At 65.8% G+C, this 12,384-nt stretch carries 14 protein-coding genes; 8 read left to right on the top strand and 6 right to left on the bottom strand.

All coding sequences use genetic code 11. The features are described from left to right. Positions 1-54 precede the first annotated feature (54 nt). Together ACSFCA_RS11555 and ACSFCA_RS11550 are read left to right on the top strand one after the other, a co-directional pair. Positions 55-435, top strand: a complete 381-nt coding sequence (locus ACSFCA_RS11555; protein ID WP_093176684.1) for a tautomerase family protein — start codon at positions 55-57, stop codon at positions 433-435. Positions 436-452: 17 nt separating this feature from the next. Then, the gene (locus ACSFCA_RS11550; protein WP_435459598.1) at positions 453-1,121 is read left to right on the top strand and encodes a DUF1294 domain-containing protein; all 669 of its coding nucleotides are present in this window, start codon (positions 453-455) and stop codon (positions 1,119-1,121) included. A 3-nt stretch (positions 1,122-1,124) separates the two neighbouring features. On the opposite strand, the gene ACSFCA_RS11545 is transcribed toward ACSFCA_RS11550, so the two are convergent. Next, entirely contained in the window at positions 1,125-3,527 is a 2,403-nt protein-coding gene (locus tag ACSFCA_RS11545; RefSeq protein WP_435459597.1) for a YgiQ family radical SAM protein, read from the bottom strand. A gap of 146 nt (positions 3,528-3,673) precedes the next feature. On the opposite strand from ACSFCA_RS11545, the gene ACSFCA_RS11540 reads away from it, so the two are divergent. Beyond that, the gene (locus ACSFCA_RS11540) at positions 3,674-4,624 is read left to right on the top strand and encodes a bifunctional helix-turn-helix transcriptional regulator/GNAT family N-acetyltransferase (protein WP_435459596.1); all 951 of its coding nucleotides are present in this window, start codon (positions 3,674-3,676) and stop codon (positions 4,622-4,624) included. A gap of 7 nt (positions 4,625-4,631) precedes the next feature. Here the strand turns inward: ACSFCA_RS11540 and ACSFCA_RS11535 are convergent, their stop codons facing one another. From ACSFCA_RS11535 to ACSFCA_RS11520, 4 genes are all read right to left on the bottom strand, one after another. Beyond that, positions 4,632-5,414: a 3-hydroxybutyrate dehydrogenase gene (locus ACSFCA_RS11535; RefSeq protein WP_258349825.1), complete on the bottom strand. Its 783-nt coding sequence runs from the start codon at positions 5,412-5,414 to the stop codon at positions 4,632-4,634. Positions 5,415-5,460: 46 nt separating this feature from the next. Further along, a complete protein-coding gene (locus ACSFCA_RS11530; protein ID WP_435459595.1) occupies positions 5,461-6,210 on the bottom strand; it encodes an acetoacetate decarboxylase in 750 nt (249 codons plus the stop codon). 73 nt (positions 6,211-6,283) lie between these two features. Beyond that, positions 6,284-7,414: a patatin-like phospholipase family protein gene (locus ACSFCA_RS11525; RefSeq protein WP_435459594.1), complete on the bottom strand. Its 1,131-nt coding sequence runs from the start codon at positions 7,412-7,414 to the stop codon at positions 6,284-6,286. A gap of 145 nt (positions 7,415-7,559) precedes the next feature. Further along, positions 7,560-8,009, bottom strand: coding sequence for a CHRD domain-containing protein (locus ACSFCA_RS11520; RefSeq protein ID WP_081269127.1), 450 nt, complete (start codon positions 8,007-8,009; stop codon positions 7,560-7,562). A 136-nt stretch (positions 8,010-8,145) separates the two neighbouring features. Here ACSFCA_RS11520 and ACSFCA_RS11515 point away from each other — a divergent pair, with 136 nt between their 5' ends. Then, positions 8,146-8,697, top strand: coding sequence for a DUF924 family protein (locus tag ACSFCA_RS11515; protein ID WP_435459593.1), 552 nt, complete (start codon positions 8,146-8,148; stop codon positions 8,695-8,697). 8 nt (positions 8,698-8,705) lie between these two features. Here the strand turns inward: ACSFCA_RS11515 and ACSFCA_RS11510 are convergent, their stop codons facing one another. Continuing rightward, a complete protein-coding gene (locus ACSFCA_RS11510; RefSeq protein ID WP_258349829.1) occupies positions 8,706-9,629 on the bottom strand; it encodes a YihY/virulence factor BrkB family protein in 924 nt (307 codons plus the stop codon). Between the two features lie 85 nt (positions 9,630-9,714). Here ACSFCA_RS11510 and ACSFCA_RS11505 point away from each other — a divergent pair, with 85 nt between their 5' ends. Genes ACSFCA_RS11505 through ACSFCA_RS11490 form a run of 4 tightly spaced genes read left to right on the top strand, consistent with a single transcriptional unit; the run spans position 9,715 to position 12,381 of the window. Continuing rightward, entirely contained in the window at positions 9,715-10,284 is a 570-nt protein-coding gene (locus tag ACSFCA_RS11505; protein WP_093078117.1) for a chromate transporter, read from the top strand. Beyond that, the gene (locus ACSFCA_RS11500) at positions 10,281-10,880 is read left to right on the top strand and encodes a chromate transporter (protein ID WP_435459592.1); all 600 of its coding nucleotides are present in this window, start codon (positions 10,281-10,283) and stop codon (positions 10,878-10,880) included. Before ACSFCA_RS11505 ends, ACSFCA_RS11500 begins: the two co-directional genes overlap by 4 nt. A gap of 39 nt (positions 10,881-10,919) precedes the next feature. Further along, positions 10,920-11,891, top strand: coding sequence for an aldo/keto reductase (locus ACSFCA_RS11495; RefSeq protein WP_258349830.1), 972 nt, complete (start codon positions 10,920-10,922; stop codon positions 11,889-11,891). A gap of 13 nt (positions 11,892-11,904) precedes the next feature. Beyond that, positions 11,905-12,381, top strand: coding sequence for a DUF3237 domain-containing protein (locus ACSFCA_RS11490; RefSeq protein ID WP_435459591.1), 477 nt, complete (start codon positions 11,905-11,907; stop codon positions 12,379-12,381). Positions 12,382-12,384 lie beyond the last annotated feature (3 nt).

Raw genomic sequence — 12,384 nt, 5'->3', positions numbered from 1 at the left:
GCCGATCGATACGGGATGTACCTTAGGCTCCTACTCTTTTTCGAGGAACCACAGATGCCACTCGTCCGGATCGATCTTTCCAATGACAGCCCCGAAACCCTGGGCCCGGCCATCGGGGATCTCATTTATCAGGCCATGCGGGACACCATCAACGTGCCGGAGGATGACAAGTTCCAGGTCATCACGCGGCACGACGCCCGCGAGCTGGTCCATCCGGCAAGCTACCTCGGGGTTGTCTACTCGCCGGGCTTCGTGCTGATCCAGATCACGCTGAATCACGGAAGAACGACGGAGATGAAGAAGGCCTTCTACAAGCGAGTGGCCGACGACCTGCACGCCCGGCTGGGCATCCGGCGCGAGGACGTGTTCATCAACCTCGTCGAGGTGGCGAAGGAGAACTGGTCGTTCGGCAACGGCGAGATGCAGTACGCATAGCGACGAGAATCCCGCCGATGAAACGCCAGGGCACGCTCGTTCGATGGGAGAAAGACCGGGGCTTCGGCTTCATCCGCTGCCCAGACATCTCCGCCGATGTGTTCGTGCACCTGCGCGACTTCACCGACCGGGGCACCGCGCCGCAGGTCGGCATGAGGGTGAACTTCGAGGAGATCCACGTGGGCGGCAAGGGGCCGCGTGCGATGTCGGTACAGGCAGCCGGTGCAGCACGGCAGCCGCAATCACAGCCGCAGCGAAGGTCCGCGCCGCCTCGCCGGCAACCTGATCGCCCGATGCGTTCTTCGACAGCTTCTTCTTCGTCTCCTTTGCCGATGGCTCTGCTGCTCGTGGCGTACTGCGCGCTGCTCGGCTACGGCGTATGGACCGCACGCCTTCCACTGATCGCGCTTGGCGTACTGGCGCTGCTCAGCCTGCTGACTTTCTTCATCTACGGCTTCGACAAGAACGCGGCCGAAACAGGCCGCTGGCGCACTGCGGAGAACACGCTGCACCTGCTCTCGCTGATCGGGGGCTGGCCGGGCGCCTGGGTCGCGCAGCGGCTGTTCCACCACAAGGTGCGCAAGACGAGCTTCATGGCGGGCTACTGGGCCACGGTGCTGGCACACATGGCGGCCATGGGTGCCTGGGTCGGCAAGCTGCTGCCAGCGGGTCTGCTGGCGTTCTGAAACTCAGCGCGGCTTGCGGATGCTGCCGCGCACCGGGCCGGCAGCCTTGCGCGGCGCCGCGCCCGAGCCGTTGTCGCGCGGCGGCAGGCCGGTGTGCTGCGTGAGGATGCGGCCCTTCGAGGGCTTCACCGGCGCCAGCTTGACCGGCGCGGACTTGCCGACCGCCGGTGCGACGGTCGAGTTCTTGCGCCGCGCGCTCGTGTAGCCGCCGTCGGTCAGCGGCTGCCACGTCGGGATGAGGTGGTGCTTGCCGTTGCCGATCAGGTCGGCGCGGCCCATGCTCTTGAGCGCCTCGCGCAGCAGCGGCCAGTTGTTGGCGTCGTGGTAGCGCAGGAAGGCCTTGTGCAGGCGGCGGCGCTTGTCGCCGCGCACGATGTCCACCGTCTCGCTCTCGCGCGTGATCTTGCGCAGCGGGTTCTTGTTGGTGTGGTACATCGTCGTGGCCGTGGCCATCGGGCTCGGGTAGAACGTTTGCACCTGGTCGGCGCGGAAGCCATTCTTCTTGAGCCAGATCGCGAGGTTCATCATGTCCTCGTCGCTGGTGCCCGGGTGCGCGGCAATGAAGTACGGAATGAGGTACTGCTTCTTGCCCGCCTCGGCCGAGTACTTCTCGAACATCTGCTTGAACTTGTCATAGCTGCCGATGCCGGGCTTCATCATCTTCGTGAGCGGGCCCTGCTCGGTGTGCTCCGGCGCGATCTTCAGGTAGCCGCCGACGTGGTGCTGCACCAACTCCTTCACGTACTCCGGCGACTGCACGGCCAGGTCGTAGCGCAGGCCCGAGCCGATGAGAATTTTCTTGATGCCCTTCAACGCACGCGCCCGACGGTAGATCTTGATCAGCGGGTCGTGGTTGGTGTTGAGGTTCGGGCAGATGCCCGGGTACACGCAGCTGGGCTTGCGGCAGGCCGATTCGATTTCGGGCGACTTGCAGCCGATGCGGTACATGTTGGCCGTGGGGCCGCCGAGGTCGGAGATGGTGCCGGTGAAGCCCTTCACCGAGTCGCGGATGGCCTCGACCTCCTTGATGATCGAATCTTCCGAGCGGCTCTGGATGATGCGGCCCTCGTGCTCGGTGATCGAGCAGAACGTGCAGCCGCCGAAGCAGCCGCGCATGATGTTCACGCTGAAGCGGATCATTTCCCACGCGGGGATCTTGGTCGCGCCGTCGTGGCTGCCGTTTTCGTCGGCGTAGCTCGGATGCGGGCTGCGCGCATACGGCAGGTCGAACACGTGGTCCATCTCGGCCGTGGTGAGCGGAATGGGCGGCGGGTTGATCCACACGTCGCGCGCCGTGGCCCCCTCGCCGTGCGCCTGCACCAGCGCGCGGGCGTTGCCGGGGTTGGTCTCGAGGTGCAGCACGCGATTGGCGTGCGCGTAGAGCACCGGGTCGCTGCGCACCTGCTCGTAGGCCGGCAGGCGGATCACCGAGCGGTCGCGCGGGGGAACGGCGATCTTTCCGCGGGGCTGCAGCGCCGGGTTGGGCACGAAGGTCAGCGGCTTGATGGCGGGGTTGACCACCGAGCCGGCGGCTGACCCAGCGGCTTCTGCAGCCTTGGCGACGGCGTCGGCCTCGTCTTCCTTCGCGCAGGTGGCGCCGTTGGCCTTGGCCTGGTCGGACACCATCAGGTACGGGTTGACGTGCGCCTCGACGCGGCCGGGTTCGTCGACGCTGGTGGAGTTGATCTCGAACCAGCCCTCGGGCGTTTCGCGCCGCACATAGGCTGTGCCACGCACGTCGGTGATCTGTTGCACCGGCTCCTTGGCGGCCAGGCGGTGCGCGATCTCGACGATGGCGCGCTCGGCGTTGCCGTACAGCAGCAGGTCGCACTTCGAGTCGACGACGATGGAGCGGCGCACCTTGTCCGACCAGTAGTCGTAGTGGGCGATGCGGCGCAGGCTGCCTTCGATGCCGCCGAGGATGATCGGCACGTCGTTCCAGGCTTCCTTGCAGCGCTGCGAATACACGATGGCCGCGCGGTCGGGGCGCGAGCCGCCGACGTCGCCGGGGGTGTAGGCGTCGTCGCTGCGGATCTTCCGGTCGGCCGTGTAGCGGTTGATCATCGAATCCATGTTGCCGGCGGTCACGCCGAAGAACAGGTTCGGTTTGCCCAGCGCCTTGAAGGGCTCGGCGCTCTGCCAGTCGGGCTGGGCGATGATGCCGACGCGGAAACCTTGCGCCTCCAGCATGCGGCCGATGACCGACATGCCGAAGCTGGGGTGGTCGACGTAGGCGTCGCCCGTGACCACGATGATGTCGCAGCTGTCCCAGCCGAGCGCTTCCATTTCCTTGCGCGAAGTCGGCAGGAACTTGGCCGTGCCGAAACGGGCCGCCCAGTACTTGCGGTAGCTGGTCAGCGGCTTGGCGGCGCGCGCGAAAAAGGAGACGTCGACGGGGGCGTTCATCGGTGGGAGTAGACAGCGCCGCGGGAGCGCCGTTGTGGGCAACCCTCGATTTTAGGGTTTTCCATCATGTCTGTCGCGGCAAACATCCTGTGACCGGGCCTCTTTGAAGTCTCAATTGATTGCCAAAGTCAACCTTCTAAATGACAATGGCAACCATGTCAGCGACTTTACCCCCCATCGATCCCGCCGCCGTCAAGGCGATCCGCCAATTCAACCGCTTCTACACGCGCCGCATCGGCGCCCTCGACCCCTACCTCGGCAGCGCCATGTCGTTGACCGACGTGCGCGTGCTGTACGAGCTGGCGCACCGCGAGGTGGCGGTCGCGAGCGAAATCGGGCGCGACCTTGGGCTGGACGCGGGCTACATGAGCCGCATCCTGCGCCGCTTCGAAAACGAAGGCTGGCTCACGCGCGAGCCGCATCCGCGCGATGCGCGCCAGAGCGTCCTGCGCCTGACCGAAGCTGGCCACGCCGCATTCGCACCGTTGCAACAGAAATCGCGCGAAGAAGCCACCGCCCTGCTCGCCTCGCTAGCGCCGCCGCAGCGCCAACAACTGGTGCAGGCCATGGGCACGGTGCAGTCGCTACTCGACCCCGAAGCCGCCCCGGCCAAGACCCAGGCCGCCATCCTGCGCGACCCGGCGCCCGGCGACATCGGCTGGGTGGTTCAGCAGCATGGCGAGGTCTACGCGCGCGAGTACGGCTGGAACAGCAGCTTCGAGGCGCTGGTGGCCGGCATCGCGGGTGAGTTTTTGCTCAAGTTCCAGCCCGAGTGGGAGCGCTGCTGGATCGCCGAACTCAACGGAGAGCGTGTGGGTGCGATCTTCGTGGTCCGCAAGTCGGCTGCGGTGGCGCAACTGCGCCTGCTGATCCTCGCGCCCGCTGCGCGCGGGCTGGGCCTGGGCGGCAAGCTGGTGGACGAATGCATCGCCTTCGCGCGCCTCAAGGGCTACAAGAAGATGGTGCTGTGGACCAACAGCTGCCTAGTGGCCGCACGCGGCATCTACGCCAAGCGCGGCTTCCAGCTCACCAAGTCGGAGCCGCACGAGGGCTACGGCTCGCCGCAGGTTGGCGAGACCTGGGAGCTGAAGCTGTAGCGTCTGCTTATTGCATGAACCAGCCGTGGCTCACGACGAGCGACTGGCCGGTGAGTGCATTGGTCGGGAAGCCCGCGAACAGCAGCGCGACGCGTGCCACGTCTTCCGTGGTCGTGAACTCACCGTCGACCGTTTCCTTCAGCATCACGTTCTTGATGACTTCCTGCTCGCTGATGCCCAGGGTCTTGGCCTGCTCGGGAATCTGCTTTTCGACGAGCGGCGTGCGCACGAAGCCCGGGCAGATCACGTTGGCGCGCACGCCGTGCTTGGCGCCTTCCTTAGCGACCGTCTTGGCCAGGCCGATGAGGCCGTGCTTGGCCGTGACGTAAGGGGCCTTCAGCAGCGAGGCTTCCTTCGAGTGCACCGAGCCCATGTAGATCACGCTGCCGCCACGGCCTTGTGCATACATGTGCTTCAGGCAAGCTTTCGTGGTGAGGAAGGCGCCGTCGAGGTGAATGGCGAGCATCTTCTTCCAGTCGGCGAAGCTGAACTCTTCCACCGGGTGCACGATCTGGATGCCGGCGTTGCTGATGAGGATGTCGATGCCGCCAAAGGCTGCAGCGCCCTCCTCGACCGAGGCGTTGACCTGGTCTTCGTTCGTCACGTCGACGCCCACGCCAATGGCCTGCGCGCCCGCGGCCTTGAGCTCGGCCGCTGTGGCGTCGGCCGCTTCCTTGTTGAGGTCGGCAATGATGATCTTGGCGCCTTCCTGCGCGAACAGGATGGCGATTTCCTTGCCGATGCCGCTGGCCGAGCCAGTGATGTAGGCGACCTTGTCCTTGAGTTGCATGGTGATGTTCCTTGGTAAGAGTCGGGTTTGAAAAGGGCAGCAAGAATCAGGCGAGATAGTCGTGCTCGACCGTGCCGAGTGCGAGCGTCATGTCTGCGATGTAGTGCACGGCCGATTCGACCTTGAGCACCGGCAGGTCGGCCACGGGCGCCAGCGCGTGCGGGTGCAGTTCGAGCGAGCCGGGCCCGCCCCATGCGCCGTGCAGCGTCACGTCGACCATGTGATAGCGCACCAGTTCGCAAATGCGGGCCGTGCCGTCGACGTGCGGAATGATCTTCAGCAGAAAGTTGGGTTGCGCAATGCCCGCAAGGATGGGCTCGGGATCGAGCGCGCGGTGCTTGAAGCCCATCGTGGCCTTGGCCACGCGCACCTTGCCGTAGTCGAGCGTGCCGACCACCACGTCGGTCTCGTAGTCGAGCACCGGCGAGGCCAGCTTCTTAGGAAAGCCCCAGAGCTCGCGGCCGCCGGCAATGGGCGGATGGTCGTTGAGGTACATCGCGTGCACGTACGCGCCCTTCTCCACCCCCTTGGCGGTGCGCAGCTGCACCGGAATGACCTGGCCCGACTCGGTGTAGTCGCCGAAGCCGGTCGAGTCGGGCATGCGAATGAATTCGTACTTGACCAGCGGCTCGACCACTTCGAGCGGCTCGGGCACCACGGCGCGCAGGGCGTCCATGTCGGTGCGGTACGTGAGGATGAGAAATTCGCGCCGCACGAACCGGTACGGGCCGGGCGGAAAAGCAGGACTGGTCAGCGGCATCGCGAATGCCGTTCGTCGCACATCTTCAATTTTCATGAAAACATTTCCTCCTGTTGAAGTGACGGCCCAGTCTCGCGCTGGTTTCTTAGTTGAGGCTGAATCGCACGCGTCAGCGCGACAGGCCCGGCCGCTTGACGCGCCCCGAGCCATGCTCGCCAAGGTCGAAGGTGGTCACGCCGTTGACCGTTGCGTCGGCACGCAGCGTCTCGGGATGGGCCAGCGTGTTGCGCATGTCGCGCGCACCCGAATCCCAGTGCTCTTCCACGGCAGCGCGCGAGAACTCGTAGTCCTTCGATTCCAGTTCGTAGGGCTTGTCGCGGTAGATCAGGTGGAAGATGTCGATGGGCTCGTGCGTGAGCTGCGACTGCACCGCGAGCACACTCGGGTCGCTGCGCAGGCCAGCCGGCAGCTTGGAGATCAGGTCGGCAATCGCCTGCTGCAGATTCATGTTGGCGGCCAGCGCGTCGGTGTTCATGCGGGTGCGGCTGGAGTAGGTGATGTCCTTCTGCCGCTCCATCACGCCCGCCATGGTGCGCGGCATCTCGCCGCGCGCATTGAACAGGTCGACCTGCAACACCACCAGTGGCTCGTTGCGCGGATGCGTGTCAAGCACGTACTGCAGCGGTGTGTTCGACACGATGCCACCGTCCCAGTAGTCATCGCCGTCGATGCTGATCGGCGCGAAGCCCGGCGGCAGCGCGCCGCTGGCCATGATGTGCTCGGGACCGATGAGCTGGCGCGTGTTGTCGAAGTACACCGAGTTGCCGGTGCGCACATTGACCGCGCCCACGCTGAAGCGTGCCTCGCAGGCATTGATGCGGTCGAAGTCGACGAGGCGCTCCAGCGTGGACTTGAGCGCGGAGGTGTCGTAGTAGCTCAGCAGCGGCGCCGCCCCGCCCATCAGGAAGGCCGGCGAATACCGCGGCTCGAAGAAGCCCGGAATGCCCACCAGCGAGGCCATGGTGGCGCTGTACTGGTTCTGCAGTGCCCGGTCGCCCAGCCACGAAGGCAGGCGCTGCGAAGGCCCCGAAGACACAAGGTGCCAGAACTCGCGCAGCCGATCGACGCGCGTTTCCGGTGCATTGCCCGCAATCAGTGCCGCATTGATGGCGCCGATGGAGACGCCGGCAATCCAGTGCGGCTGCAGTTCGGTTTCGCTGAGCGCCGCATACACGCCGGCCTGGTAGGCGCCGAGCGCGCCCCCACCCTGCAGCACCAGCGCCTTGCGAGCGGTGCGCATGTCTTCGCGGCGCGAAGCAAAAGGGTTGAGGGGTTTGGAGGAGGCGGCACGGGGTTTTTTCTTCGGTGGTGTCGTCGTCATGCGTTCATTTGACACCAGCCCCGCGACACCAACCTGACCAGGGGTTGTTGCCCCCGGGACGATGTCACATCTTCGGCAGCATCTGTCCGCGGATCTCGCCGCCCGGGTTGGCGGCGGTATGCACGTTGGCGTACCACTTGCCCGCGGACAGGTCGGCGGCCTGCGCCGGCGTGAGCGTGGCCTGGCCTTCGATCGGGCTTGCCGGGTTGGCAAAGGGCAGCACCACGCCCGCATTGGCGCCCGCGGCGGCCGGGCCGTGGAAGTGCGCCATGGTGGCCGGGCCGCTCAGGCCGGTGTAGGTGATCTTGTACTTGAGCACGTTGGTGTCGCGGTCGAGCCAAGCCTCGGCCATGCCGCTGCCGCGCGTCATGTTGGGCGGGACTTCGCTGGCTGCGTTCATCGCGCCGCTGAAGCTCGCGACGTTCGACTTCGACATCATTCCGCAGCCGACCAGCGCGGCACTGGCCACCCCGGTGATGAGGGCTGCGCGCAAAAAGGTGCCATATTTGGTCATGAGCTTGATCTCCTGAGTTATGAAAGCCTCCACAGCATAGGCAGCACGGCGGGCTTGGCTTGTCGGCCACCACCCCGACTTCGATGGCCGCCAAATGGCTGAAAAGGGCTGCAAAAGGCTGAAAGAAAATGCAACGATGACCCTCAACGCCCTCCCCACCGCCCGCGATGTGGTCGATTTCTGGCGCGAAGCCGGCCCGGACCGCTGGTTTGCCAAGAACGACGCCTTCGACGCCGAATTCGCCACCCGCTTCTCGCATGCCCATCAGGCCGCAGCCCGCGGCGAACTCGACCACTGGGCATCCGATGCCGAAGGCGCTTTGGCCTTGCTGGTGCTGTTCGACCAGTTTCCCCGCAACACCTGGCGCGGCAGCCCGCACATGCTGGCCACCGACGGCAAGGCGCTGGCCGTGGCGAAGCAGGCAGTCGAATCAGGCTTCGACCGGCAGTGCGAACCAGTGCTGCGACGCTTCTTCTACCTGCCCTTCATGCATTCCGAAGTGCTGGCCGAGCAGGAGCGCTCGGTCGAGCTCAACGCCGCGCTCGACGCCAATACGCAGCGCTACGCGGTGCTGCACCGGGACATCATTGCGCGCTTCGGCCGCTTTCCGCATCGCAACAGGATGCTGGGGCGCAGCACCACGGCGGAAGAGCAGAAGTATCTCGACGAAGGCGGCTTCGCCGGCTGAAGCGAGGTTCAGGTGTCGTTGTGCGGCAGCGGCACGTCGCGCGTCGGCGACGGGTTCAGGTCGGCGATGCCCTTCGTGTCCTTCATCGAGCCGTAGGTGCGCGCATAGACCCAGGTGAACTCGGCCCCCAGCAGGAAGATCTGCGCCGAGTAGTAAACCCACACTAGCACCACCACCAGCGAGCCCGCGGCCCCGTAGCCCGAGGCCACGCTGCTCTTGCCGATGTACAGCCCGATCAGGTGCTTGCCCACGGTGAAGAGCAGCGCCGTGACAGCCGCCCCCACCCACACGTCGCGCCACTGCACCTTGGCGCGCGGCATGATCTTGTAGATCATCGCGAAGATCGCTGTCACCATCGCGAAGCTGAAGACGAAGTTGACGGCCTGCGCAGTGGTTTCCCACGCGCCGAACACCGGCGACCACCACTTTCCCAGGGCCGCGAGCGCGGCGCTCGCCACCAGCGACACCATGAGCAAAAAACCGATGCCCATGATCATGCTGAACGACAGCATCCGCACGCGCAGCATGTTGAACAGCCCCTTGTTCTTGGCGCGGGCCGGCGCGCGCCAGATGCGGTCGAGCGCATCTTGCAGTTCGCCGAAGACGGTGGTGGCGCCCAGCACCAGCAGCCCGATGCCGATCACCGTGGCGACGATGCCTTCGGCCGGCTTGTTGACGGCCTTCAGCATGCCCTGCACCGCCGCCGCGCCCTGCTCGCCCATCAGGCCCGAGAGCTGCGCGAAGATCTCGCCGCGCGCGGCCTCCTGCCCGAAGACCAGGCCGGCCACAGCGATCACGATCAGCAGCAGCGGAGCAATGGAGAACACTGTGTAGTAGGCCAGCGCAGCACCCATGCTCGGGGCGTAATCGTTCGACCAGGAGTTGAAGGCCCGCTGGCAGAGATCGAAGAGTGCGCGCAGTTGCTTGAGCATGCTGAAGTGTCCCTGTGGAATCGCCCGGCGCCATGTCGATCCGGCGCCCGGCATGTTGAAAGCGTGCCTACGATAATCGCTCCACATGCACCCGTCTCCCCCCGCTGCTCAGCCCCAGTCGCCACGCGACCTTTTTGTTTCATTCACCTGGCTCGCATTGCAGGGCTTCGGCGGTGTGCTCGCCATCGTCCAGCGCGAGATGGTCGAGAAGAAGAAATGGCTCACGCCCGAGCAGTTCCTCGAAGACTGGGCCGTGGCGCAGGTGATGCCGGGGCCCAACGTGATCAACCTCGCGCTGATGATCGGCGACCGCTACTTCGGCTTGCGCGGCGCGCTCGCCGCCCTGGCGGGCATGTTGACCATTCCGCTGGTCGTCATCCTTGCGCTGGCCGTGCTGTATGCACACTTCGCCGGCAACCCGCAGGTGGCGGCCGCGCTGCGCGGCATGGGCGCGGTGTCGGGCGGACTGATTGCCGCGACCGGCATCAAGCTGGTGCCGCAGCTGCGCAAGCATCCGCTGGGCTTTGCAACCTGCCTCTCCTTCATGGCGCTGGTGTTCGTGGCCATTGCGGTGTTCAAGATCCCGCTCGGATGGGTGCTGCTGGTGGTCGGTGGCGTCGCCTGCGTGTGGACCTGGAAGAAGATCGCGCCATGACCATCACGATGCAATGGCACGACTGGCTGGCCCTGTTCGGGCAATACGCGCTGCTGTCGCTGCTGTCGATCAGCGGCGCCATCACCACAGTGCCCGACATGCACCGCTACCTCGTAGTCCAGCACAGCTGGCTCACCGATGCGCAGTTCAGCTCCTCCATTGCCATCGCGCAAGCAGCGCCCGGCCCCAACGTGCTGTTCGTGGCGCTGATGGGCTGGAACGTCGGGCTCAACGCGGGCGGCGGCATCAGTGCCGGGCCCTCGGCCTGGCTGCTCGGCTTCTTCGGGCTGATGCTCACCATGGTCGGCATCATGCTGCCGAGCACCACCCTCACCTACTTCGCCACGCGCTGGGGCCACCGCAACCGCACGCGCCGCGAGGTGCGCGCCTTCAAGCAGGGCATGGCGCCCGTGGTGGTGGGCCTGCTGATCGCCACCGGCTGGGTGCTGGCGGCGGGAAACCATGCCGGCAATGCGCCTGCCTGGCACCTGTGGCTGCTGACCGGTGTGTCCGCGCTTATCGTCTGGCGCACGCGCATTCACCTGCTCTGGCTGCTCGGCGCCGGAGCGGTGCTGGGCGCAGTGGGCTTCGTCTGATCCTTCGTCTCATCCCTTTCTTCTTCAGGAACACTCGACATGTCGCAACTTCGCCCGCTCGGCCGCTCCGGCCTCCTGGTTTCCCCGCTCGCCTTCGGCGGCAACGTGTTCGGCTGGACCGTCGACGAAGCGGCCTCGTTCAAGCTGCTCGATGCCTGGCTGGATGCGGGTTTCAACTTCGTCGACACCGCTGACGTGTATTCGGCATGGGTGCCGGGCCACACCGGCGGCGAGTCGGAGACGATCATCGGCAAGTGGCTCAAGCACAGCGGCAAGCGCAACCGCGTGGTGCTGGCCACCAAGGTCGGCAAGCCGATGGGCGAAGGCAAGGTGGGCCTGGCGCCCAAGTACATCCGCGAAGCCGTCGAGGCCTCGCTCAAGCGCCTGCAGACGGACTACATCGACCTCTACCAGTCGCACGATGACGATGCCAACACGCCGCTCGAAGAATCGCTCGGCGCCTTCGACGACCTGATCAAGGAAGGCAAGGTCCGCGCCATCGGCGCCTCGAACTACAGTGCACCGCGGCTGGCCGAGGCGCTCGACGTGTCGGAACGCCTGGGCATCGCCCGCTACGAAAGCCTGCAGCCGCTGTACAACCTGTACGACCGCGCCGTGTTCGAAGATGCGCTGGAGCCGCTGTGCATCAAGCGCGAAGTGGGTGTGATCAACTTCTACGCCCTGGCCGCCGGCTTCCTCACGGGCAAGTACCGCACCGAGGCCGATGCCGCCAAGAGCGCGCGCGGCGCCAACACCACGAAGAAATATCTCAACGAGCGCGGCCTGCGCATCCTCGATGCACTCGACAAGGTGGCCCAGCAGTACAACGCCAAGCCGGGCCAGGTCGCCATCGCCTGGCAGATCGCGCGACCGGGCGTGACGGCGCCCATTGCCAGCGCCACCTCCATCGCGCAGCTCGAAGAGCTCGTGGTCGCGACGCAGCTGAAGCTCGACGCGGGCACCATCGAGATGCTCGACCGCGCCAGCGCTGAAGCAAAACCCGCTGCCTGAGCGGCTCCCGGCGATGAGCATGTTCGACACCATCGCAGCGCCCGCATTCGAGCACTTCGTCGACCTGCGCGTCGAGGTGGGCACGCCGCAGGTGCTGGGCAACAGCCCGCGCGGACTGCGCCGCGTGGTGCCGATCACGGGCGGCGACGCCATCGGCCACGGCTGGCGGGCGCGCGTGCTGCCGGGCGGCAGCGACTTTCAGTTGATCGTGAGCGACACGCTTTCCGAACTCGACGCGCGCTACGGCCTGGAGACCGATGCGGGCGATCTGGTCTACGTGCAGAACCATGCGGTGCGTTCGGCCTCGCCCGAGGTAATGGGCAAGCTGCTGCGCGGCGAGCCGGTCGATCCGTCGCAGGTGTACTTTCGCTGCAGCCCGCGCTTCGAGACTGCCTCGCCTTCGCTGAAGTGGATCAACGAACGCATGTTCGTCGGCGCCGGGGTACGCCACCCGGCCGAGGTGGTGATGCGCTTCTTCGCGCTGATCTAGCTG

It is taken from the genome of Variovorax multivorans, from assembly GCF_051216835.1.
Taxonomy (GTDB): domain Bacteria; phylum Pseudomonadota; class Gammaproteobacteria; order Burkholderiales; family Burkholderiaceae_C; genus Variovorax.
This window is presented reverse-complemented; position numbering and strand designations above follow the sequence as displayed.